At 37.5% G+C, this 22,406-nt stretch carries 25 protein-coding genes; 22 read left to right on the forward strand and 3 right to left on the reverse strand.

Annotated features, from left to right (window positions below; genetic code table 11):
- Positions 1-45: 45 nt before the first annotated feature.
- Positions 46-795 carry an HAD-IIB family hydrolase gene (locus ACYQ73_RS19390; protein WP_460013962.1) on the forward strand — a complete coding sequence of 250 codons (750 nt, stop codon included), beginning with the start codon at positions 46-48 and terminating at the stop codon, positions 793-795.
- Between the two features lie 309 nt (positions 796-1,104).
- Here the strand turns inward: ACYQ73_RS19390 and ACYQ73_RS19395 are convergent, their stop codons facing one another.
- Positions 1,105-2,799, reverse strand: a complete 1,695-nt coding sequence (locus ACYQ73_RS19395; RefSeq protein ID WP_460013963.1) for a methyl-accepting chemotaxis protein — start codon at positions 2,797-2,799, stop codon at positions 1,105-1,107.
- A gap of 310 nt (positions 2,800-3,109) precedes the next feature.
- Here ACYQ73_RS19395 and ACYQ73_RS19400 point away from each other — a divergent pair, with 310 nt between their 5' ends.
- The 5 genes from ACYQ73_RS19400 to ACYQ73_RS19420 all read left to right on the forward strand — a co-directional run bounded on the left by ACYQ73_RS19400 (position 3,110) and on the right by ACYQ73_RS19420 (position 6,873).
- Complete coding sequence (locus ACYQ73_RS19400) at positions 3,110-3,604, forward strand: DUF1648 domain-containing protein (protein WP_460013964.1); 495 nt, start codon at positions 3,110-3,112, stop codon at positions 3,602-3,604.
- 124 nt (positions 3,605-3,728) lie between these two features.
- A complete protein-coding gene (locus tag ACYQ73_RS19405) occupies positions 3,729-4,385 on the forward strand; it encodes a YdeI/OmpD-associated family protein (RefSeq protein ID WP_460013965.1) in 657 nt (218 codons plus the stop codon).
- Between the two features lie 236 nt (positions 4,386-4,621).
- Positions 4,622-5,059, forward strand: coding sequence for a DUF1801 domain-containing protein (locus ACYQ73_RS19410; protein ID WP_460013966.1), 438 nt, complete (start codon positions 4,622-4,624; stop codon positions 5,057-5,059).
- Positions 5,056-5,433 (forward strand): VOC family protein, encoded by a 378-nt coding sequence (locus ACYQ73_RS19415; protein ID WP_460013967.1) that lies wholly within the window; start codon positions 5,056-5,058, stop codon positions 5,431-5,433. Before ACYQ73_RS19410 ends, ACYQ73_RS19415 begins: the two co-directional genes overlap by 4 nt.
- Positions 5,434-5,892: 459 nt before the next feature.
- Positions 5,893-6,873, forward strand: coding sequence for a GNAT family N-acetyltransferase (locus ACYQ73_RS19420; RefSeq protein WP_460013968.1), 981 nt, complete (start codon positions 5,893-5,895; stop codon positions 6,871-6,873).
- Positions 6,874-6,924: 51 nt separating this feature from the next.
- Here ACYQ73_RS19420 and ACYQ73_RS19425 read toward each other — a convergent pair whose 3' ends face one another.
- Complete coding sequence (locus ACYQ73_RS19425) at positions 6,925-7,362, reverse strand: Rrf2 family transcriptional regulator (RefSeq protein ID WP_415730773.1); 438 nt, start codon at positions 7,360-7,362, stop codon at positions 6,925-6,927.
- A gap of 190 nt (positions 7,363-7,552) precedes the next feature.
- Here ACYQ73_RS19425 and hmpA point away from each other — a divergent pair, with 190 nt between their 5' ends.
- Entirely contained in the window at positions 7,553-8,719 is a 1,167-nt protein-coding gene (hmpA, locus tag ACYQ73_RS19430) for an NO-inducible flavohemoprotein (protein WP_460013969.1), read from the forward strand.
- Positions 8,720-8,784: 65 nt separating this feature from the next.
- Here hmpA and ACYQ73_RS19435 read toward each other — a convergent pair whose 3' ends face one another.
- Complete coding sequence (locus tag ACYQ73_RS19435; protein WP_460013970.1) at positions 8,785-9,618, reverse strand: MetQ/NlpA family ABC transporter substrate-binding protein; 834 nt, start codon at positions 9,616-9,618, stop codon at positions 8,785-8,787.
- Between the two features lie 552 nt (positions 9,619-10,170).
- On the opposite strand from ACYQ73_RS19435, the gene ACYQ73_RS19440 reads away from it, so the two are divergent.
- From ACYQ73_RS19440 to ACYQ73_RS19510, 15 genes are all read left to right on the forward strand, one after another.
- Positions 10,171-11,640: a 4-hydroxyphenylacetate 3-hydroxylase family protein gene (locus ACYQ73_RS19440; RefSeq protein WP_460013971.1), complete on the forward strand. Its 1,470-nt coding sequence runs from the start codon at positions 10,171-10,173 to the stop codon at positions 11,638-11,640.
- Positions 11,603-13,018, forward strand: coding sequence for a 4-hydroxyphenylacetate 3-hydroxylase N-terminal domain-containing protein (locus ACYQ73_RS19445; protein ID WP_460013972.1), 1,416 nt, complete (start codon positions 11,603-11,605; stop codon positions 13,016-13,018). Before ACYQ73_RS19440 ends, ACYQ73_RS19445 begins: the two co-directional genes overlap by 38 nt.
- A gap of 16 nt (positions 13,019-13,034) precedes the next feature.
- Positions 13,035-14,078: an LLM class flavin-dependent oxidoreductase gene (locus ACYQ73_RS19450; RefSeq protein ID WP_460013973.1), complete on the forward strand. Its 1,044-nt coding sequence runs from the start codon at positions 13,035-13,037 to the stop codon at positions 14,076-14,078.
- A gap of 16 nt (positions 14,079-14,094) precedes the next feature.
- Positions 14,095-15,147 (forward strand): LLM class flavin-dependent oxidoreductase, encoded by a 1,053-nt coding sequence (locus ACYQ73_RS19455; RefSeq protein WP_460013974.1) that lies wholly within the window; start codon positions 14,095-14,097, stop codon positions 15,145-15,147.
- A 279-nt stretch (positions 15,148-15,426) separates the two neighbouring features.
- Positions 15,427-16,488: a YeeE/YedE thiosulfate transporter family protein gene (locus ACYQ73_RS19460; protein ID WP_460013975.1), complete on the forward strand. Its 1,062-nt coding sequence runs from the start codon at positions 15,427-15,429 to the stop codon at positions 16,486-16,488.
- Positions 16,489-16,505: 17 nt separating this feature from the next.
- Entirely contained in the window at positions 16,506-16,730 is a 225-nt protein-coding gene (locus ACYQ73_RS19465; RefSeq protein ID WP_460013976.1) for a sulfurtransferase TusA family protein, read from the forward strand.
- A 256-nt stretch (positions 16,731-16,986) separates the two neighbouring features.
- On the forward strand, positions 16,987-17,247 hold the full coding sequence (locus ACYQ73_RS19470) for a metal-sensitive transcriptional regulator (RefSeq protein ID WP_460013977.1): 261 nt from the start codon (positions 16,987-16,989) through the stop codon (positions 17,245-17,247).
- Between the two features lie 43 nt (positions 17,248-17,290).
- Positions 17,291-17,632 (forward strand): rhodanese-like domain-containing protein, encoded by a 342-nt coding sequence (locus ACYQ73_RS19475; protein WP_460013978.1) that lies wholly within the window; start codon positions 17,291-17,293, stop codon positions 17,630-17,632.
- Between the two features lie 12 nt (positions 17,633-17,644).
- Positions 17,645-17,941 (forward strand): rhodanese-like domain-containing protein, encoded by a 297-nt coding sequence (locus ACYQ73_RS19480; RefSeq protein WP_460013979.1) that lies wholly within the window; start codon positions 17,645-17,647, stop codon positions 17,939-17,941.
- Between the two features lie 78 nt (positions 17,942-18,019).
- Entirely contained in the window at positions 18,020-18,592 is a 573-nt protein-coding gene (locus ACYQ73_RS19485) for a sulfurtransferase TusA family protein (protein WP_460013980.1), read from the forward strand.
- A gap of 189 nt (positions 18,593-18,781) precedes the next feature.
- The gene (locus ACYQ73_RS19490) at positions 18,782-19,177 is read left to right on the forward strand and encodes a DsrE/DsrF/DrsH-like family protein (protein ID WP_460013981.1); all 396 of its coding nucleotides are present in this window, start codon (positions 18,782-18,784) and stop codon (positions 19,175-19,177) included.
- 80 nt (positions 19,178-19,257) lie between these two features.
- Entirely contained in the window at positions 19,258-20,385 is a 1,128-nt protein-coding gene (locus tag ACYQ73_RS19495) for an MBL fold metallo-hydrolase (RefSeq protein ID WP_460013982.1), read from the forward strand.
- A 158-nt stretch (positions 20,386-20,543) separates the two neighbouring features.
- Positions 20,544-20,771, forward strand: coding sequence for a sulfurtransferase TusA family protein (locus ACYQ73_RS19500; protein ID WP_460014095.1), 228 nt, complete (start codon positions 20,544-20,546; stop codon positions 20,769-20,771).
- Positions 20,772-20,857: 86 nt separating this feature from the next.
- On the forward strand, positions 20,858-21,634 hold the full coding sequence (locus ACYQ73_RS19505) for a sulfite exporter TauE/SafE family protein (RefSeq protein ID WP_460013983.1): 777 nt from the start codon (positions 20,858-20,860) through the stop codon (positions 21,632-21,634).
- 13 nt (positions 21,635-21,647) lie between these two features.
- Complete coding sequence (locus ACYQ73_RS19510; protein ID WP_460013984.1) at positions 21,648-22,352, forward strand: DsbA family oxidoreductase; 705 nt, start codon at positions 21,648-21,650, stop codon at positions 22,350-22,352.
- Positions 22,353-22,406 lie beyond the last annotated feature (54 nt).

A 22,406-nucleotide genomic window follows, 5' to 3' on the forward strand; every position in this document is an offset into this window, starting at 1 on the left:
GAGATAATAAGTGAGTATTTATCAGTTTAGAAAGAAGGCGTGACTATGAAATTTGTATTTGATTTAGACGGTACGATTTGTTTTAAGGGCCAACCATTAAGTAAGGGAATTACTAATGCTCTAGAAGCTTGTATCGAGAATGGCCATGAAATCATTTTTGCATCAGCTCGTCCAATTCGTGATTTATTACCTGTATTACCGGAAGCAATGCGCAAATTTCCAATGGTAGGGGGAAATGGTGCATTTGTTGCACAGAACGGAGAAACTGTTGAGGTGACAGCATTTGCAGCAGAAATTGTAGAAGAGATTCAAAACATTATTTCGGCATTTCAACTGCGGTATTTAGTTGATGGTGATTGGGATTATGCGTATACAGGTAGTGAGGAACATCCAATTTATCAAAATTTAGATCCATTAAAGCTTGCGAAAAACGTGTCATTACATGAACTAAACGATCTCGTAAAAATTGTTTTATTTCCAGGAGAGCAACATAAAGAAATAGTAGCTGAATTACAGCAGTTGCCTATTTCATTATACGAGCATAGTGCAGAAAATATTGTAGATATGAGCCCGAATGGCATTGATAAATGGAAGGGCTTAATGAAGTTAGGTGTCGCTGAAGGTGAATTTATAGCGTTTGGGAATGATGCGAACGATGCATCCATGTTTGTAAAAGCGAAGGAAAGCGTTTGTGTAGGTGAACATAAAGTACGTGACCTTGCGTCCTTACAAGTACCAAGTGACGAGACTGCGGTAATTAAGATGTTAAATGTGCTAAATGAAAAGTACAAATAAAGGGTGACGACAATGGATTTACGCAAAACTTTTGCATGAATCGGAAGGCTTGAAACGTAAGCTGCGACATAGTTGGATTTCAGAAGGAAGACAGAGAAATGTAGCCAAGCATACATAACGAGTAGTATTAATGGCGATGTCTTTAGAAGAACATTTACCGTAAAAATATCAGCTATCCAATAAATGAAATCGTTGAATGGATACTAGATTTAATAGACACATAAAAAAGTAATCTCCCGAATCGTATTTAATGAACAAATACAATTCGGGAGATTTAATAACTTTAAACAAGCTTCTTGAAAAGACTTTTTACTCCACTTTAAAGCGCGAAACTTGTGTTTGTAACTCCTCGGCCATATTTGATAGTGTGGCAGCAGAAGCGGCAACTTCTTCAATAGTCGCTAGCTGTTCCTCGGAAGCAGAAGCTACATTTTGTAGATTTGAAGAAGACATCTGTGCGATTGTTGCAATTTCATCGAAGGATGCGTAAATTTGCTCAGCACTTGACGACATTTCCTCTGAAACGGTCGTTGCTTCTTGGATTTGTTGGGATACTTGTTCGATCAGTTCAACGATTTTTGAGAAGCCTTCCTCAGCTACTTTTACCACTTGCATCCCGACTTTTACCTCTTGTGTACCAGTTTCCATAACAGTTACGGCACGGTTTGTATCCTGCTGTATTTCTGAAATCAGACTTGCAATTTGTTCAGCTGATTGCTTAGATTGATCTGCTAATTTCTTCACTTCATCTGCAACTACTGCAAAGCCGCGACCATGATCCCCTGCACGTGCCGCCTCAATTGCAGCATTCAGTGCTAGTAAATTTGTTTGCTCTGCGATATCCGTGATGAGACCAATAATATTTCCGATTTCGAAGGAATGATTTCCTAAATTTTTCACAACGCTAGCAGATTCTAAAACCGCTGAATTAATTGTGTCCATCTGTGTAATAACACGGTGTAGCGATTCATTTCCGTTATTAGCTTCAGTATTTGTTTCTATCGCAAGCTCTGAAACGGCAGCTGTCGTCGCAGCCAAGTGTTGAATACCTTTTGTCATAGTTTTCATGGCTGCTGAACTTTCAGAAGCGTTTTTTCCTTGGGCCTCGGAGCCACTTGCAACTTCTTGTATAGAGGAAGTAATTTGTTCTGTCGCTTGGATTGTTTGTTCAGCGCTTGCAGTTAATTCAGCAGCAGAACCACTTACTTGCACGGTGTTATGACGTACATTTGTAATAAGATCCTTTAAATTTGTTGCCATTTGATTAAAGGCAAGTGCTAAATCACCTACCTCATCACGATTCTTAATGTGAATTTGCTCAGCTGTTAAATCGCCATCAGCAATCTTTTTCGCAGCTTTTGCCATACCTTTGATAGGGCGGGAGATAAGGCTCCCCATGACCATAGCAATGATGAGACTAATGACAACAGCAAAAATGCCAAGAATAATCATTTGAAATTTAATAGCCTGAATTTCTTTAGATGTAGCAGCGATTTTTTCATTTATATAATCATCTTGGTAGTTAGCAAGGTTAGCTACACGGTTATCGAATTGTTTAATAAGTATGCGGCCTTGTGTACTATCGAGCTTTTCGTATTGCTCTGTTTCTCCAGCATCCTTTAATGAAAACATACGATCTGCAAACTTTTGGACATCTTGCTCGCTTTTATTGATAGCCTCTAATAATTCGATAGATTTTTGAGAATCGAACGAAGCCTTTAATTCATCATATTTCTTTTTAAATTCTTCACGTGAAGCCGTATTACTTTGAAAATTTTGCTCGTTACCAAGTAATAGATAACCTCTAATATTTACAATTTCTTGTTTAGCAATTGCGCGAAGCTCTTGAATACTAATAGATTTAGTTGTTTGTTCTTCGAGTAACACACGATATGTCTTGTTTACTGAATTAAGCTGTTTAAAATTTAATCCTATTGTGCCAATTAATACTAAAATAACAATAAAAAAACCGAGTACTAACTTCTTGTAGATAGTAAATCGCATAGTTGTCGTTTCCTTTCTCAGTAATTTAGTAGAAATGTTACAAAAAAATGAAATATGTTTATACCATTTATATCAGATTATATGAAATTTACAAAGTATTGTGAGTATTTTTGAAATGTATAATAGGAATAATAAGGGAATTGTTTGTGGGAGGAATGATAAAAAAGCTGAATAGTTTGTTGTTTTACCGTTAGTGAAAGCGGATAGTTACCTGTATGTAACAAACAATTGTGACAATTTACATAAATTTGAAACTAATTGAACTGTAGTAACGTAAAATAGGAAAAGGAACAAGTAAGGATGTGGGAAGATGTATAGGCCAATTTTGAAATTGCCAAAAACGAAATATGAAAAGATTTGGGACTTTATCGGTGGCGGGTTATTTGTACTTTCCATCTTTTATATTGTTGTAATGTGGGGCCAACTACCCGAAAAGATTCCCGGTCATTTTAATGGTGCAGGAGAAGTAAATCGGTGGGGTTCAAAAATAGAATTACTCATCCTTCCGTTTATCGGAATATTACTGTGGATATTACTAGGGCTACTTGAAAAAATTCCGCATATTCATAATTACCCAGCACGCTTAAATGAAAGTAATGTAGAGGCATTTTATTTAAATAGCCGAAAAATATTGAATGAAATAAAAAACCTTTGTCTAATTACATTTGCAGCTATATCATTCCAAATGGTACGTATTGCAATTGGGGAAGCAGAGAGTATTGGTTGGTGGTTTCTACCAGTAGTACTAATTGTAACAGCCATTCCGATTATCAGAGGAATAGTTACGACTACAAAAATTAAATAGCATATGTCAATCTTAAACGCTCGAGAATATTCGAGCGTTTTTTTGTACGAAAATTACACTAAATCAGCTATACTATCAAAACTAAGAGAAAATTGCATTGATAATTAGAAGAGGTGTTAAAACTATGCAAAAGAAATTTAAAATTAAGGATGGACTGTCCATAGCCATTCATAATCAACCACAGGAGATGCTACTAGAGGGAATATCCCAAACAGGAAATACACCTCATGATCGAATCATTGCCTTTGTGTTTACTATTGATGAAATGGTAACGTATTTACAAAATGTACTAAAGTTAAACACTCTTACGGAACAAGGTTATTTATTTTTTGTTTATCCGAAAAAGGGTAATAAGAAGTATGAACAGTTTATCCACCGTGATGAAATCTTCCCGGCAATTCAAGTGGACGAGGAAAAATACATTGTTGGCAGTGATTATAAATTTGCAAGTCTTATGTCGTTAGATGAGACATTTTCTATATTTAGTATAAAGAGAGATGGCAAGGGACGCGGCAAGAAGAAGACAGCGAGTAGTCAGTGCGTTAGTGACTATGAAGGTATGATTCCTCAATTGCGTGATTCACTTGCGGAAAATCCGGATGATTTAATATTTTATGATGGATTAACACCGGGTTATCAAAAGGACTGGGCCCGATATATCTATAGTGCGAAAAAGGAAGAGACGCAAGTAGTACGTTTAGAGGAGATGCGTGAAATTATTCGACTAGGCTACAAAACAAAGGAATTATACCGAAAAGCAAAGGCGGAGGGGAAAGCATAAATTACAGAGAGGCTTTATTAATTCCTTTAAATGATGCTATATTCATTGTGATTGGCAATCCTATGATTAGCCTAGCTTGTGAAATAAGGCAGAGGGTTAGCAACTAGGATTTATTATGTAGCGGAGCGCTTAAATATTTAGTCGGAACGGAAATCAATTCTACGTTATGGAATGAGTCTTCTGATTAATAAAAATACACACCTAGCAATAATACTATGTTGAAAAGAGGGAAGGGTATGAAAAACACATATATTGAGCAAGTGGATGAAAAATGGCGGGAGAGTTTTGCCAAACTTGTGGATGTGGTAGAAAGCAATTTACCAGAGGGTTTTGAAGAAAGTATGTATTATGACATGGTAAGCTATGTTGTCCCACTAACTACTTATCCGAAGGGCTATCATGTCACACCCAATACTCCCTTGCCCTTTATAAGTCTTGCTGCACAGAAACGTCATATTGCAGTTTATCATATGGGCATTTATGCAGATCAAGCGTTACTCTCGTGGTTCCAAGAGGAATATGCGAAAAGAGTACCGACGAAACTCAATATGGGGAAAAGCTGTATTCGTTTTACAAGCTCTAAAAATATTCCATATGAATTAATTGGAGAGCTTGTTTCAAAAATGACACCAGCACAATGGATTACAAAATATGAAGGAGAGATAAATAAATGAAAAGTGCCACACCATTTTTAATGTTTCAGGGACAAGCGAATGAAGCTATTCAGCAATATCAACAGTGGTTTTCAGAATTACAGGTGGAAAGCTTAACTTATATGGAAAACTCACAACAGGTTGCAATGGCTGTTCTTCATTTAAAAGGTTTGAAAATAATGGTGAATGATAGTGTAATAAAGCATAACTTTACATTTACACCGTCAACTTCTATTTTTATCGAATGTGCGTCTGAAGAAGAAATTGACAGTCTAGCCGCTCAAATTTTAGAGGGTGGACAAGCTCTAATGCCACTTAATAATTATGGGTTTTCTAAGAAATTTGCCTGGATTCAAGATCGTTTCGGTGTATCCTGGCAACTAACGTATAATTAAATTTAGGGATAAATGAATATACCTTGTCGTCAAAAGTTAGGGATGATTTTTTAAAAAACGAATACTATGTGTATAAGTTGATTGGAGTGGAGACTAGGCGATTCCTTGGGGATTAGCAATAGAGGAACGAAGGCTAAGACCATCACATCCTGTGATAACGCCTTCGTGACCAACATCGTGTTGGCCCGAGACCCTGGAGCGCAGCGGATGTTTTCTGTGCGAAAGCGTAGCGACAGCAACAACAAAAGCGGCTCATCGGACGCCTCCAGGAAGCTCTGCTCTGTGCGAAAGCGAAGCGGCAGCAACAAAGCGCCAAGTCGGAACGGAAATCAACTCCACGTTATGGTGATGAGCCATAGATAGACATGAATAAATAGACGGAATAAGCTCTTATGCAAGCAGAGAATGTTACAAAATCCGTTGCAATAGGTCTTAATCATATTAAAAGGAGAATAGCATATGGTAGTAACTTTAGTGAGACATGATATAAAATATGCTGAAGCGATGCATGCATTGTCTTCTATGCCACAGGTTCGAGATGCACTAGGGTTACCTGCTGGCAAAGTGGAAGATACGATTAATTTTATTAAACGTGAATGTGTGGACGAAGAAGCTGGAAAGACAGTCCCTCGTGTCGTCTTAGATGAGGAAGGACAACTTATTGGTGTGACGGCATTAATGTTTATTGATCACAATAAAAAGAGCTGTCATATTGGCTCATGGCTGGGCCATGAATTTTGGGGAAAAGGCTATAATCTTCAATCGAAAGTTGCAATCTTAGATATTGCATTCTTTGAGTTAGGGCTAAAGCGTGTTTTTGCTGGAGCTAGAAAGGTCAATATACGCTCACAAAAGGCACAGGAAAAGTTGTCTTTTATTCGATTAGGAGTTGAGAATGATTTTCCGCAAGAGCATTCATGGTTAGAGATTAAAGAAAAGCAGCCGTGTGTTTTAAATGTTTTCGAGTGCGAAGATTTTGTTCGATATCGTACATCCTTAAAGAAAGTGGAAGGTGTGCGGGAAGACTATTTACCACAATTATTATTAGCTGATGAAAGTGAAGTCGCTGTTCGAGAATATTTAAATGACGGTGAATTATATGAGATTAAATGTGGTGAGCAGTTAGCGGGTGTAGCGTTACTTCTTGAACAGTCTGATTCGACAGTTGAGTTAAAAAATATTTCGATTGTACCGAAGTATCAAGGTAAAGGACTTGGGAAAGAGGTACTCCGACAAATAACAAGCATTTGTCAATCACAAGGATATCAAACGATAATAGTTGGTACTGCAAATTCTAGTATTGATAATATTGCCTTCTATCAAAAAGCAGGTTTTCGTATGGAAGCCATTGAAAAAGATTTTTTCAGTAATTACTCTGAGCCCATCTATGAAAATGGAATTCGTGCACTAGATATGATTTTCTTTTCAAAGGCATTGTAAAAAAATATAGACATAAAAAATACCCGTCCAACTTGAGTTGTACGGGTATTTTTATTCGCCAAGCAACAGTGCCATCAACTTTTCTTTTGAATGTAAAAAGTCATCTAGAGTATAGCGATCTAAGACTGTTAAATAGGCCTGTAAAGCTTCGTATAATACGCCTTTTAGCTGGCATTCTGGAGCAATCTTACAAAGATTATTTTCTTTGTCAAAGCATTCGACAAGGTGAAAATCCTCTTCTGTATGACGTACTATTTCACCAATTGTAATGGTCTTTGGATCAATTGCTAGGCGAATTCCTCCACCGCGCCCTCGAATCGTTTCTATATAGCCCAATAATCCAAGTTGGTGTGTCACCTTCATTAAATGGTTTTTCGATATATTATAAGCATCAGAAATTTCTTGGATAGTTGATAATTGGCCATCTTCCTTTGCACCCAAATATATGAGTGTTCGAAGGGAATAATCTGTGTATAAAGTTAAGCGCATAAGAACACCCTACTTTCTATAGTTCAAAATAATTATAGCATTTTTACCTTGAAGTATTATAAATTCAATACTTTTTTAAAGATGTATTTAAAATACATTAATTATGTCCATTTTGTTAAAGGTGTATTTTATATATTGCTTTTAAAAAGTGAGAGCGTTATATTGTAATCACGAAAGGGTGGTAAGCGATATGTTAAAACAAGAAACAGTACAAATTATTAAAGCAACAGTTCCTGTATTAGAAGTTCATGGGGTGGAGATTACTAAAACGTTTTACAAAAATATGTTTCAAGCTCATCCAGAATTATTAAATATCTTTAACCATACAAATCAAGAAAAAGGCCGTCAGCAAACAGCGTTAGCAAACACAGTTTATGCTGCAGCAGTTCATATTGAAAATTTAGGAGCTATTTTACCAGCAGTAATGTTAATTGCCCATAAACACCGTAGTCTAGGTATTTTACCTGAGCATTATCCAATAGTAGGAGAAAACTTACTAAAAGCGATTAAAGAAGTGCTTGGTGATGCGGCAACAGATGATATCATTAATGCATGGGCTGAAGCATATGGCGTCATTGCAGATATCTTCATTCAAGTAGAAGAAGAGCTATATCAAAAAGCTGAGGGTAATGGCGGCTGGCGCTTATTTAAACCATTAAAAGTAGCGAAAAAAGTAGTAGAAAGTGATCTTGTTACATCTATCTACTTTGAAAATGAAGATGGTTCCCCTCTACCAGCTTATGAGCCAGGTCAATATATCAGTATCCGTGTGAAAGTACCAGGTGAAGAGTATTTAATGAACCGTCAATATACACTTTCACAAGCAAGTACAGAAGACGGCTATCGTATTTCTGTAAAACGTGAAAGCGATCATACGCCAAATGGTAAAGTATCTAACTTTATTCACGACGTATTAGAAGTCGGAGATTTAGTGGATGTAAGTGTTCCAGCAGGACTATTTGTCTTAGAAGAAACTTCTGCTCCAATTACATTTGTAAGCGGTGGTATCGGTGTAACACCATTAAACAGTATGCTGCAATCACTAAAAGATGATGCGGCAAATGAAGTGAGCTTTATCCAGTGTGCACGCAATGAAAAAGTTGTAGCATTTAGCGATGACATTCAAAAGAAAGTAAATGTGCTTCCAAATGCAACATACACAGCGTTATATTCGGATGAAGATAAGAAAATCACAAAAGAATTTTTAGCTGAAAAAGTAGCCAATAATGCAGATGTTTACGTATGTGGACCTGTTGGCTTTATGGAAGCGGTCATTAAAAATTTAAATGAGATTGGCGTGAAAGACGAAAAAATTCATTATGAATTCTTTGGTCCAGCCATGCAATTAGTAAAATAAAGTTCGAAATTGTAGATGACGTGCATTTATTTAAAAGCACGTCATCTTTTTAATTTCATAAAGAATTAGTCTTTAAAATAATCTGGTCGGTGAAATCCTTCGTAGTCTTTATTGGATTCAATAAATTTCTGAAAATCTGCAGAATGATATGCCTTAATTAAATCCTTTACAAATTTTTTATCTTTATCCTCAGTGCGAACTGCTAATAGGTTTTGGTATTCGAAGGTTGGGTTCTCTAATGCTAAGTTCGATGATAGTTTTCTTCCAGATGACAAAATAAAGTTACCATTTACAAGTGCAAAATCTACGTCAGATAGTGAACGTGGCAATTGTGCTTGTTCCATTTCAATGAATTTAATGTTGTAGACGTATTTAGCGATATCTTCTTTACTCACTGTAGTAGGTGAATAACCTTCTTTTAAATCAACCCATCCAAGCTCTCCTAAGATTCTTAGAGCACGTGCAATATTAGCTGGATCATTAGGAATTGCTACTGTATATTCTTTATTTTTTTCTAAACTGTCGATAGAATCAAAACGATCTGAATAGACCCCCATTGGTGCAGTAGGAACTTTAAGTATTTCTGTCAATTCTAAATGCTTCTCTTTTTTAAAGTTTTCCAAATAGGCCGTGTGCTGAAAAATATTAGCATCAATTGAGCCATCTCCTAAAGCGATATTAGGCTGGACAATATTACTGAATTCAATTGTTTCAATTGTGTATCCTTTTTCTTTTAGTATCGGTGCAATGCCATATTGAAATTGGTCGCTGTATGGACCAGGTGTAAAACCTATTTTAATTGTTTTATTTGATGTATCTTGTGCAGTTCCGTTTGAATTACAAGCTGCTAACACTAATATCAATAGCATGGTACTTAAAAGGAAAAGAAATTGTTTCATTATTTTATCCTCCATTATCTAAAAAAGTAATATTGACACTGAATACTAGATATAAGCAATAAAAAACGCGTAAACGACAATTGTTTACACGCCTCCGGTGATTCCGGTCAGTAATTATTTTAATACCAATTGGATTAGTAGGATTATAGCAAACGCCTTTTTATAAATCAATAAGTTTTTAGCTTCTTTCGGTAAGTGTTTTATGTAATGTAAGTGAATTGACAGGTACAGAAGCTCCTACCCCTATAGGTGGAGAGATGAATGCGGCGGACGCAATTATGTCGAGGCATCATTGATTAATTGATTTTTTAAAATATACTTGACTTATCGGTTTTATTTGGTTTAATATGTAAATTAATTTATATAATGTGGCGACTGAAAAAATCGGAGCTTTGGTTTTAGAACTAAAAGCTCCGATTTTGTTTTTGAGCCATAAAAAATATTCATAGTGACCATAAAAATGGAGCTCTCATTGATGTCTTAAGCGAAGATTTGCGAAGGAGATTTGGTGGGAGTTTTTTTGTGTTCATGAAAAGGAGTTGGAGATAATAAATGTCTTTTAGTGGAAGTTTGAAAGATGGAAGAAGTGTGTGGCTGGACGGAGTAAAAGTGGACGTAACAACTCATCCTGCTTTTACGGGAACATTAGAAACTATCACAAATTTATTAGCACTTCTAGATGATGAAAAGAATCAAAGCATTGCAGGTTTTATCAGTCCGAAAAGTAATCGATTTGTGCATAGTGCATTTTATATTCCAAGTAGCTATGAGGATTTAATAAAGCGTAAAAAAGCATTTGCTCTATGGTCGAATAAAACCTATGGAGTGATGAGTCGTTTATCAGATTATGCTAATTCTCTAATTACCGGATACTATTTGGATCGGCACCAGTTTGCGCAATATGATACTGGATTCGTTGAAAAAATAACGAAATATTATGAGTTGGCTAGAGATGAACGGCGAATTGTTACTACTGCCATTTTGGATCCTCAAATTGATCGTTCGAAACCAGCAGCAGAGCAAGATGAAGATGCATTATTGCGTATTATACGGGAGACCGAGGAGGGGGTAGTTGTAAGAGGGGCTAAAATGATTGCAACTGGTGCTCCTTATGCACATGATGTCATTGTCACCTCTCCGCAAAAATTATCATCACATCAAATAGCACAAGCAAATATGTTTATTGTGCCATTGAATTTACCTGGGCTACAAATTGTTTGTCGAGAATCATTTGCTTCAAATAAAGAGCATCATCAATTAAGTTCAAGATTTGATGAAATGGATGCTGTTTTATTATTTGACGATGTTTTAATTCCGTGGGATAGGGTGCTTATTAAGGGTTCACCTGAGGGTGTGTTGAAAGCTCACCAGCATCAGCAACTAGATGCGCTAGCACAGCATCAAACGGTGGTTCGTTTACTATCAAAATTAGAATTTATTGCTGGAGTTACAACGGCAATAGCTCAATCAATTGGTGCAGATTACTTTCTACATGTTCAGGAAAAAATAGGGGAGCTTTATACACAAATTGATAGTATTGAAGCTTTATTAATTTCATCAGAAAAAGAAGGGAGTCTAACTGAGCAGAAAGTTTATTTACCTAATATTACGCCACTCCAAACAGCAAGAAATTTAGGTACTCATTTCTATGGCCGTGCTCTAGATATTTTAAAGCAGATTGGAGCAGGAGGCTTTATTCAATTATCGTCATCTCCGATCCCAGAAAATCATGAGCTATACCCGTTATTTTCTAAATACTATAAAGGGGCAAAGGTGGATGCACAAACAAAAGAAAAGTTATTTAGAATTGGGTGGGAACTTATTGGTAGTCAACTCGGCTCACGTCATGATTTATACGAACGGTTCTACACAGGTGATCCAATTCGCGTGTATGCATGGCAGTATGAAACCTATGAAAAGTCCTATTTGAAAAATAAGTTAAATCATTTTTTGAATAATTTAGTTGAAAGGGAGGTAAACGAAGATGAATACGCCGATTCCGTATTTGCAGAGGTTGAATAATGGGCGAACGGTTTGGTTAGATGGGGAGATTGTTAATAATTTAGAAAACCATACCGCATTTAAAGGGACTGTTCAAACAATACAGCATTTATTAAATTTACAAACAGTGGAGCCGACAAAATCGATTTTAACATATGAAACAGAAAAAGGTGCAAACGCCCATTTATCTTTTTTAGTTCCAACATCAATCAATGATTTGAAAAGGAAAAGTTTAGCTTATAAATGCTGGGTAGATGAAACATTTGGCGTAATGAGCCGTTTATCCGAATATTCTCGTTCGCAGTTAGTAGGTTGGTATGCAAATAGACAACAATTAGATGTTTTGTCACCGGGCATTGCAACAAAGCTTGAAAAACTATACGAAGAGGCACGTGATTTAGATTTATTATCAACGGTAGCTGCACATGACCCGCAAAAAAACCGTTCAAAAACTGCTGAAGAGATAGAGCACGGGAAATTACGTGTAGTTACTAAAAATGAAGAAGGCATTTTTGTGAGTGGTGCTAAAACAATTGCTACAGCAGCACCATATGTAGATGAACTGCTCATAACTTCTTATCATAAGCGAGGGGTAGAGGAAGCACTAATGGCAAATGTATTTTATGTTCCAACCTCAGCTCAAGGGTTACATATGGTATGTCGAGAATCGTTTGCTTCTACTGATACAAACAACCACCCTTTAAGCTCTCGTTTTGATGAAATGGATGCTGTCCTAATTTTTGATAATGTTCTAATCCCTTGGGAAAGGGTGTTGGTAGCAGAAGATCCTGAATTAGCTTGGAAGCTACGAATTGAAACGGCATCATCCTTGTTAAGTCAGCATCAAACGGTTGTACGCCTGATTAGTAAATTAGAATCTGTAGTAGCAATTGGCAACGAACTAGCGGAAACAGCTGGAGCGACGGAGTTTTTACATGTAAAAGAGAAGTTAAGTGAGTTAATCATACAGTTAGAAACAATAAAGGGCCTATTAAATGCGGCTGAATATGAAGCTGTCGAACACAATGGGATTTATCTACCTAAACAACGATTTTTAACGACTGCCCGAAATTTAGGTACACGTTATTATCCACGTGCTTTGGAAATATTACAGCAAATTGGAGCAAGCGGATTATTGCAAGTGCCGTCTACTATTGAAGAAATAAATGGGCCAATAGGTGACAAGTTACAAGCGTTTTATGAAGGTACACATACAAGTGCATTTGCAAGAACCAAATTTATTAAACTAGCTTGGGATTTAATAGGTAGTCAGCTTGGAGCGCGTCACGAATTATATGAACGTTTTTATTCAGGTGATCCTGTTCGTACCTTTGCAGCGCAATATCAAAACTATAGTGAAAAGGATCGACTGTTAAAGCTAGTTGAAGAATTTAATTAGGTAAGGAGAGAGAACTATGAAACCACACTTTTATTGGTTTGTTCCTACAAATGGAGACGGAAGGTATTTAGGGTTAAAGCAGCCTGAAAGAGAGCCGACCTTTGAGTATTTAGTAGATGTAGCTCAAACGGCAGAAAAAGCAGGATTTGAAGGGATTTTGATTCCTACAGGTATTCCTTATTTAGATTCTTGGCTTGTAGGGTCTGCTATCATTCATCAGACAAATCATATAAAACCGTTAATAGCGTTTAGACCTGGCTTTGTATCACCGACAGTTGCATCTAAAATGGCAGCAACTTTAGATCAATTTTCGAAGGGAAGAGTGTTGATCAATGTTGTAACGGGCGGTTCAGAAAAAGAGCTAGCCCAAGATGGTGACTATTTATCACATCAACAACGCTATGAACGTACAGATGAATTTTTAACTGTAGTGAAAGAAACATGGCGAGGAGAATCGTTTCATCATGATGGCGAGTTTTTTAATGTAACTGAAGGAAAGTTGATTCCTACTCTCTATCAAGAAAAAGGTATTCCTATTTATTTTGGAGGTTCTTCCGATGCGGCTAAGGAAATAGCCGCTAAAGCTGCCGATGTTTATTTGCAATGGGGAGAGCCAATTGCGAGCATTCGGGAGCAAATTCAGGATGTTGAAAGTCGAGCTAAAAAGTATAATCGTCAATTAGAGTACGGTATTCGAATTCATATAGTTGTAAGGGATACAGAACAAGAGGCTTGGGATGCTGCTTATAACATTATTAGTAAAATTGAAAACCCTGTGCAATCGAATCTTAATCGCTATTATGAAACGGTAGATTCAGTGGCTCAAAAAAGAATGAACGTCCTTACTGCTGAAAACGAGCGATTTGATCAATACAGTTGGGCAGGTATCGGGAAAATTCGAAAAGGTGCAGGAACCGCCATTGTTGGTACACCAGAGCAAGTAAAAGCAGGGTTGCAAGCGTATATTGATATCGGTGTAACGCACTTTATTTTATCAGGCTTCCCTCATAAAGAGGAAGCAGAAATTTTCGGTGAAAAGGTATTGCCATTATTTGAATAAATGGAGTGATCATAGAATGGAATTTGTTATTTGGGGCTCAAATTTAGCAGGTGGATTTTTACGTTCTAGGATAGAGCAAAATACAGAAGGAAGCTTTGAGTACAATAAAACATTGATAAAATTAGCTGAAAAGTTAGATATAAATGCTGTTTTATTTCCGATTCGATATATAGGGAATATTGGTGGTAATGGCAGTGCTGAAGAAGGACAGCTGGATGCCCTAACGATTGCGGCAGCGTTATTTGCCGAAACGATAAATATTCACTGTATAGCAGCTGTTTTGCCTGGGTTCATCCACCCAGCAACTTTAGCCAAAATAGGTTCAACAATAGACGTCATTTCAAATGGGAGATTTCATATTAATTTAGTGAGTGGCTGGTTTAAAAAAGAACAAGAAACGTTTGGTATTGAGTGGATTAACCATGAAGATCGCTATCGACGTTCTACAGAGTATTTAGAAGTATTGAAAGGTCTTTGGTCACAAGATAACTTTAGCTATGAGGGCGATTTCTATACAATAAAAAATGCTACGCTTACACCAAAACCAATTCAAAAGCCATATCCTTCAATTTATCAAGGTGGTAATTCAGAGGACGCTCAAGTTATGGCAGGCGTGCACAGTGATGTTTATTTTATGAACGGAGCTCCGATTGTAGAGTTGCAAAAACAGATTGAAAATGTAACGGAGATTGCGAAAAGAAAGGGTCGGACGATAAAATTTGCTGTGAATGCTTTTGTGATTGCCCGTAAAACTTCTGAAGAAGCGTTCCAAGAATTTCAATCTATTATTGATCATGCCGATGAAGAAGCAATCCTGCAGTTCCAGAATCGCAAAGAAACGTTAGGGATGTGGAAAAATGCCACTCAGTTAAGTGATTTTGTAGCTAATAATGAAGGCTTTCGTACAGGGTTGATCGGTAGTTATGATGAAGTAATTGCTAAATTACAAGAATTAAGTAGCATTGGTATAGAAAAAGTGCTAATTACTTTTAAAGAACCGTTAAAGGAATTACCTGAATTTCATAAACATGTTAGTACAAAACTAAATCACGGTATTTTTAACTCTTAAAACATTGTATTTCTATAGGTTAAATATAAAATGGGGGGATAAAGCAAACTTTTATTTGTGCAGAGCGTACAATTCCTTGGTCCAACCATACAATTAACTAAATAAATGAACCCTTGTTATAAGAAGCAGTTATTTGCACTTGTAGCAAGGGTTTTTGAGTGCATAGGTATGAAAGAGTTGTTAGATTATTCATATTTTTAAAAAAGTAATTGAATTCATAGTAAAACAAGTGGTAATATATCTTATAAGAATACTAGGTTATTGAAAGGGGAATTGTGGATGGTCCAAATGGTTATTACAGGACTTATTTGTGGAGCTTTACTAGGATTTGTAATGCAGCGTGGTCGTTTTTGCTTGACTGGCGGCTTCCGCGATATGTATTTGACAAAAGATAACCGTATGTTTTACGCATTACTTATTGCGATAGCAATTCAAAGTGTTGGTGTATATGCCTTAATTAGTTTAAAGGTTTTTGAATTCAGTGCGGGTTCTTTACCAATCGTAGCTGTTATAGTTGGTTCATTTATTTTTGGAGTAGGCATTATTTTCGCTGGTGGTTGTGCAACAGGGACTTGGTATCGTGCTGGAGAAGGTTTAATTGGCAGCTGGATTGCATTAGCTGGTTATATGCTTGTAGCAGCAATGATGAAATCAGGCGTATTGTTACCATTGGATAAGGCTATTAAAGAAACGAGCATTGAAAGTAATTCTATTGCCGAGACAATTGGCGTAAACAATTGGTTGATTATAACGATTTTTGTAGTAGTTGTTTCATTGATCGTTTACCGTGAGCTCAAGAAGCCACGATTGAAAATCCCGGGGTTAAAGCCGAAAAAAACGGGATTAGCACATGTATTATTTGAAAAACGTTGGCATCCATTTATAACAGCAACAATTATTGGCGTGATTGCAATTTTAGCATGGCCATTAAGTGTTGCTACTGGTCGCATACATGGGTTAGGAGTTACAACACCTTCTGCAAATATTTTGCAATTTTTGGTGACTGGACAAATTAGCTACATCAACTGGGGTGTCTTTCTGGTACTAGGAATTTTCTTAGGATCGTTATTCGCGGCAAAAATGAGTGGTGAATTTAGATTCCGTATTCCAGATACAAAAACAGCGATTAACAGCTTTTGTGGTGGACTTTTGATGGGATTCGGCGCAGGTTTAGCAGGAGGTTGCTCCATTGGTAATGGATTGGTGATGACAGCGATGATGACTTGGCAAGGTTGGATTTCATTAGGGTTTATGATTTTAGGTACATGGACGGCATCTTACTTTGTATTCGTTCGACCAAGTAAAAAAGCTAAGCAAGCTGCGCAAGTAATTACAGCGTAAAAAAGGAGTGTTTCTATATGAAAAGAACATTAGAAGTAATGGGGATGGTTTGTCCATTTCCTTTAGTAGAAGCAAAAGAAGCTATAAAAGACTTACATTCAGGCGATGAATTAGAAGTGCAATTTGATTGTACACAAGGTACAGAATCCATTCCTCGTTGGGCTGCTGAAGAAGGGCACGAGGTAACGGAGTATGAACAAGTTGGCGAAGCTGCTTGGACAATTACTATTAAAAAGAAATAAGCATTCATAAAGTCTATTTAAGCGGGAAATTCGATGATAGAATCGTCGAATTTCTCGCTTTTTTTTGTAAATGAAGGATAAGAAGATGAGGGTAACAACCTGAAAGTGACGGATAAAGCGTAGATACAAGGGGAAAAACATTGGAATGATGATTAAGAAAAAATTCGAGCTTTCATGTTGACATTATACCTAACGGGGTATAATATGAATTACGTAAGCAAGTTCAATCGATCGTTTTGAGAGGAGGCGTGATAGTGTGGCTTACGGTACAAAAACAGCTAATCGAGTGAAACGAATAGAAGGTCAATTGCGTGGTGTTTTACGCATGATGGAAGAAGAAAAAAACTGTAAAGATGTGATTACACAGCTATCTGCCGTGCGTTCTGCGGTTGATCGGACTATTGGCGTAATTGTTAGTGAAAATTTATTGGAATGTGTAACGACTGCTGAAGGGGATGCAAAAAAAGTGAATACAGCCATCCAAGAAGCGATGGATTTAGTCGTGAAAAGTAGATAAATTTTATATACCCTAAATAGTATATGGGAGGAGGCAGTGTTACTTGGGAACGTGGATTATACTTGCTGTTGTTATAGCGTTTTTCGTTTGGCGAATGAAACCGACGAAAGGGGTGCAGTCAATATCGGCGGCACAATTGAAAGATATTTTGCATGATAAGGATAAAGTTTTTATCGATGTGCGTACACCTGCTGAATTTAAGGGGCGAAATATCCCGCGATTTAAAAATATGCCACTTGGTTCAAGTTTTGATAAATTACCGAAAGATAAAGAGATTGTGGTCATTTGTCAAAGTGGGATGCGTAGTAGTCAGGCGTGTAAGCAATTAAAAAAGCGAGGTTTTGAGCATGTGACAAATGTCCGCGGAGGCATGAGCGCATATTAGGAGGAGAATGGCGTGAAGGAAATTTCAACAAAGGGAGTACAACAAGCTTTAGAGCAAGGTCAGGCAATAAATTTAGTTGATGTACGTGAAGTAGATGAAGTGGAGTCAGGACACATCCCGGGAATTATTCATATCCCACTGGGCTTACTTGAATTTCGTATGCATGAGCTAAATAAAAATGAATCATATATTATGGTCTGTCGATCAGGTGGTCGTAGTGGCAGTGCTACTCAGTTTTTAGAAAGTCAAGGCTTCGATGTATCCAATATGGTTGGTGGCATGCTTGCTTGGGATGGAGAAGTGAAGTAAGAAGATGCAAGGAACTTGTAGCGAATGCTATATTTTTTTAATAAAAATAATACCCGTATAGGTATAGAGGGGGAAGTTATGAGTATTAAGGCAGATTTTCAGCTAGATGCCAAGGGGCTTTCTTGTCCTATGCCAATTGTTAAAACGAAAAAGGCGATGGCGGATTTAGTTGATGGTCAAATTTTAGAAGTATCAGCAACAGATAAGGGCTCGAAGGCGGATATTGCTGCATGGGCTGGATCTGTGGGTCATCAATACATTGGGACAGTGGAAGAAGAAAGTGTGCTTAAACATTACATTCGCAAATGCTCAGATGACACAATGGAAGAGCAAACATTTGGACGAACAATTGCGTTAGAAAAAGCGATGGAAAGGGAAGGTCTTATTCTCGATGTTCGCGAGGAGGCTGAGTTTGCTTTTGGACACATCGAGGGAGCGAAGTCTATTCCGATAGGTGAACTAGAAGCACGCCTTTCTGAACTTGATAAAGAGCAAGAGGTTTATGTCGTATGTCGAACTGGGAAGCGTAGTGATTTAGCTGCTCAAAAGCTTGTGGCACATGGCTTTACAAAGGTATTTAACGTTCTTCCGGGTATGACATCCTGGACGGGCAATTTAACTTCTTTCAGCGAATGTTCAAACATCCGCTGAAATGGAGGAACTCAGTCTAAGAACGCCACGTCCTGTGGCAACGACTGAGTGACCAACTTCGTGTTGGCCTAAAGCCTCCGGCGGATGTCATGGAATCGGAAAGGAGTTCTTTGTGCGAGCACAAAGCCGATTCCAGACGCAATTATGCCGGGGCATAATTGATCAAAAAACTTTTAGGAGGAATTTATTATGTCAAATAAAGTAGCGATAATTGCAAGTAACGGTGGTCTTTTCGATGCGTATAAGGTGTTCAATATTGCAACGGCAGCGGCGGCTACAGAGAAAGAAGTAGCCATCTTCTTTACATTCGAAGGGTTAAATTTAATTCATAAACAAGGAATGCATGCATTACCTATGCCTGCTGGAGCGGAGCATTTTGCAGAAGGGTTTTCTAAAGCTAATGTACCAGCAATTCCGCAATTAGTTGAAATGGCACAAGAATTAGGTGTGAAATTGATCGCGTGTCAAATGACTATGGATGTAATGGGGTTAACGACAGATGATTTTGTTGAAGGTATCGAGGTTGGGGGAGCTGTGACGTTCTTAGAGTTTGCTAAAGATGCAGCACCGTCATTAACATTCTAATTAATTTGTAACTATACAAGCGGAGAGGACGGTCCTTTCCGCTAAAAAACAAATAAAATAATACCTTTGGGGGTAAAAAAGTGTCAGTTCTAAAATGGAGTGCGGCTCAGGTAGCCAAAAAAGTAATTAATAATGAAGAATTATTTATTTTGGATGTTCGAAATGCAGATGCATTTGAAGATTGGAAAATTGATGGCCATAAATTTGAATACCTTAATATTCCGTATTTTGAGCTATTAGACGGCGTCGTGGATATTTTACCGAAGATTCCAGCTGATAAAAATGTATTAGTTGTTTGTGCGAAAGAAGGATCATCGCTGATGGTAGCTGAGATGTTATCAGAAGCGGGACGTACGGTGGCTTATTTAGAAGGTGGAATGAAAACGTGGAGTGAATATTTAGAACCGATTAAAGTTGGAGATTTAACAGATGGTGGTGAGCTTTATCAATTTGTGCGTTTAGGGAAGGGGTGCCTTTCTTATATGGTCATCTCTGAGGGAGAAGCTGCGATTATCGATGCTGTGCGTTTTACTGACGCATTCACAAACTTTGCGGAAGAGAAAAATGTAAAGATTAAATATGTGTTCGATACACATTTACATGCTGATCATATTTCAGGTGGTCGACATATAGCAGCTACTACTGGTGCGACGTATTATTTACCACCAAAAGATGCAGAAGAGGTTGTGTTTGACTATACACCATTACTTGATGGAACAACTGTACAAGTTGGCGCATCCAAAATTAATGTAGGAGCGATATATTCGCCTGGTCATACAATTGGTTCAACGTCATTTGTTGTGGACAACAAGTATTTATTAACTGGAGATCTTTTATTTATTGATTCAATCGGACGCCCTGATTTAGCGGGTCTTGCAGAAGATTGGGTGGGTGATTTACGCGAAACACTTTACAAACGATACAGAAAATTATCGGATGATTTAATTGTGTTACCGGCTCATTTTATGATTATTGATGAACTAAATGAAGATGGGACTGTAGCAAAGCATCTTGGACAATTATTTGCCGAAAATCACGGCTTAAATATTAAAGATGAAGCAGAATTCCGAAGTGTCGTAACAGAGCATTTGCCTCCGCAGCCAAATGCATATCAAGAAATTCGTCAAGTAAATATGGGTAAGATTACTCCGACACAGGATGAGCAAACGGAGATGGAAATTGGTCCGAATCGTTGCGCAGTTCGATAGTGGATTATAAATGAATGTTGAAATGCAATGAGTACGCATGCATGGTTATAGCGTGTAAATACCGCGAAGCGAAGGTGCTCATCCTTCGTAAGGTAGTGAAAAAACAAACAGAACCGGCAAAATCGCTTACAACCTTTGCCGTTCCAAAGGAGAAAAATATGAAATCAAACTTACAACTAGATGCAAAGGGTTTATCTTGTCCTATGCCTATAGTGAAAACAAAAAAAGCGATAGATACATTAGCTTCAGGGGAAATTTTAGAGGTTCAAGTAACAGATAAGGGAGCTCTAGCGGACATCCCTGCTTGGGCAAAAGCGGGTGGTCATTCGATTTTAGACAAATCTGAAGACGCTGGCGTCATTACATTTTTTGTTCAGAAAGCTTAAGACTGGTGGGGGTTGTCTATTTGAAGGTAGAACAACCCTCCTTTCGTTATTGGTCCTTAGTGAAGTAACCAGAAAGAAGGAAAACTATGGATTTAACATGGATCATTACCATATTTTTAATTGGCTATGTCGGTTCGTTTGTATCAGGAATGCTAGGAATTGGCGGAGCGATTATAAAATATCCGATGTTATTATATATCCCACCTTTACTTGGTTTTGCTGCATTTTCAGCGCATGAGGTATCGGGTATTAGTGCAGTAGAAGTGTTTTTCGCCTCTGCTGCTGGGGTATGGACGTATCGAAAAGGTGGTTATTTAAATAAATCACTGATTATATATATGGGTAGTGCTGTATTAGCAGGAAGTTTCATTGGTAGTTATGGCTCCAAATTTTTATCTGAAGTGAGCGTTAACATCGTTTATGGTATATTAGCGTTGATTGCTGCAGTGATGATGTTTATTCCTAAAAAGCAAATTGACGATAAGCCTTTAGATGAGGTAACGTTCAATAAACCTATAGCAGCTGTTTTAGCGTTTATTGTTGGTATTGGATCGGGGATTGTTGGGGCAGCTGGTGGTTTCTTGTTAGTACCTATCATGCTAGTAGTATTAGGTATACCAACACGTATGACAATCGCTACAAGCCTTGCTATTACCTTAATATCTTCAATAGGTGGGACAATTGGAAAATTGATGACGGGACAAGTTAATTATTACCCCGCGCTCATTATGATTATAGCTAGTCTAGTAGCTGCTCCATTAGGTGCTAGAGCGGGGAGAAAATTAAATACGAAAATTTTACAAGCTATGTTAGCGGTGCTTATATTGGCAACTGCTATTAAAATTTGGATGGATATATTGTAAGGGGTGATAGTGAATGAAAATTGAGGTTTTTTCGGATTTCACATGTCCGTTCTGCTATATTGGCAAACGAGAATTAGAACGTGCTATTGACTTAGCAGGTTATTCAGGGCAGGTAGAAATAGATTACAAAGCTTATCAAATTGGGCCAGATACGCCTAAGAAAGATGCACCAACTTTATATGATGGGATGGCCGCGAAATTTAACTCCACGATGGAAGAAGTAAATGAAATGACTAAGGGTATAGCAATGAGGGCTGAAGAGGTTGGCTTGCATTACAATTTTGAAGAAATGAAAACAGCCCATACTGAAAAAGCGCATCGATTGGCAAAATGGACAAGACAGTTTGATAAAGAGTCAGCTTATACGGAAGAGCTTATGAGTGGTTATTTTACGGAAGGAAAAGACTTAAACGACGATAGCTTCTTGTTAAAAGTCATTGGAAATTTAGACTTAGATGTTGAAGTAGCAAAGGGTATTCTGGCATCAAACGACTTCAGTGAATCTTTAGACAGAGATCGATATGATGCCCAACAACTAGGTGTACAAAGTGTTCCGTTCTTTGTTTTTGAAAATCGTTACGGTATTAAAGGTGCAGAGCCAACTGAGGTTTTTGTACGAACGTTACATCAAGCGGCAGAGATAGCGGGTATTCAGCCAGTTTTAAAGATGGTAGGTGATGGTGAAGCTATTTGTACTGATGGTGAATGTAAATTATAAGGGAATACTATAATGCCGAGTGCAATGCTGTGCTCGGCATTTTTATCTTTATTC

The organism is Lysinibacillus sp. CTST325 (assembly GCF_054665055.1).

What these genes read in the sequence shown, in the direction of transcription:
- ACYQ73_RS19425 (WP_415730773.1), bottom strand. Translation starts at nt 7,362, where the DNA reads ATGCGCTTAACTTTATACACAGATTATTCCCTTCGAACACTCATATAT.
- ACYQ73_RS19410 (WP_460013966.1), top strand. Translation starts at nt 4,622, where the DNA reads ATGAAAAACACATATATTGAGCAAGTGGATGAAAAATGGCGGGAGAGT.
- ACYQ73_RS19435 (WP_460013970.1), bottom strand. Translation starts at nt 9,618, where the DNA reads ATGAAACAATTTCTTTTCCTTTTAAGTACCATGCTATTGATATTAGTG.
- ACYQ73_RS19405 (WP_460013965.1), top strand. Translation starts at nt 3,729, where the DNA reads ATGCAAAAGAAATTTAAAATTAAGGATGGACTGTCCATAGCCATTCAT.
- ACYQ73_RS19415 (WP_460013967.1), top strand. Translation starts at nt 5,056, where the DNA reads ATGAAAAGTGCCACACCATTTTTAATGTTTCAGGGACAAGCGAATGAA.
- hmpA (WP_460013969.1), top strand. Translation starts at nt 7,553, where the DNA reads ATGTTAAAACAAGAAACAGTACAAATTATTAAAGCAACAGTTCCTGTA.
- ACYQ73_RS19450 (WP_460013973.1), top strand. Translation starts at nt 13,035, where the DNA reads ATGAAACCACACTTTTATTGGTTTGTTCCTACAAATGGAGACGGAAGG.
- ACYQ73_RS19500 (WP_460014095.1), top strand. Translation starts at nt 20,544, where the DNA reads ATGAAATCAAACTTACAACTAGATGCAAAGGGTTTATCTTGTCCTATG.
- ACYQ73_RS19400 (WP_460013964.1), top strand. Translation starts at nt 3,110, where the DNA reads ATGTATAGGCCAATTTTGAAATTGCCAAAAACGAAATATGAAAAGATT.
- ACYQ73_RS19440 (WP_460013971.1), top strand. Translation starts at nt 10,171, where the DNA reads ATGTCTTTTAGTGGAAGTTTGAAAGATGGAAGAAGTGTGTGGCTGGAC.
- ACYQ73_RS19465 (WP_460013976.1), top strand. Translation starts at nt 16,506, where the DNA reads ATGAAAAGAACATTAGAAGTAATGGGGATGGTTTGTCCATTTCCTTTA.
- ACYQ73_RS19390 (WP_460013962.1), top strand. Translation starts at nt 46, where the DNA reads ATGAAATTTGTATTTGATTTAGACGGTACGATTTGTTTTAAGGGCCAA.
- ACYQ73_RS19510 (WP_460013984.1), top strand. Translation starts at nt 21,648, where the DNA reads ATGAAAATTGAGGTTTTTTCGGATTTCACATGTCCGTTCTGCTATATT.
- ACYQ73_RS19485 (WP_460013980.1), top strand. Translation starts at nt 18,020, where the DNA reads ATGAGTATTAAGGCAGATTTTCAGCTAGATGCCAAGGGGCTTTCTTGT.
- ACYQ73_RS19395 (WP_460013963.1), bottom strand. Translation starts at nt 2,799, where the DNA reads ATGCGATTTACTATCTACAAGAAGTTAGTACTCGGTTTTTTTATTGTT.
- ACYQ73_RS19505 (WP_460013983.1), top strand. Translation starts at nt 20,858, where the DNA reads ATGGATTTAACATGGATCATTACCATATTTTTAATTGGCTATGTCGGT.
- ACYQ73_RS19460 (WP_460013975.1), top strand. Translation starts at nt 15,427, where the DNA reads ATGGTCCAAATGGTTATTACAGGACTTATTTGTGGAGCTTTACTAGGA.
- ACYQ73_RS19420 (WP_460013968.1), top strand. Translation starts at nt 5,893, where the DNA reads ATGGTAGTAACTTTAGTGAGACATGATATAAAATATGCTGAAGCGATG.
- ACYQ73_RS19445 (WP_460013972.1), top strand. Translation starts at nt 11,603, where the DNA reads ATGAATACGCCGATTCCGTATTTGCAGAGGTTGAATAATGGGCGAACG.
- ACYQ73_RS19455 (WP_460013974.1), top strand. Translation starts at nt 14,095, where the DNA reads ATGGAATTTGTTATTTGGGGCTCAAATTTAGCAGGTGGATTTTTACGT.
- ACYQ73_RS19490 (WP_460013981.1), top strand. Translation starts at nt 18,782, where the DNA reads ATGTCAAATAAAGTAGCGATAATTGCAAGTAACGGTGGTCTTTTCGAT.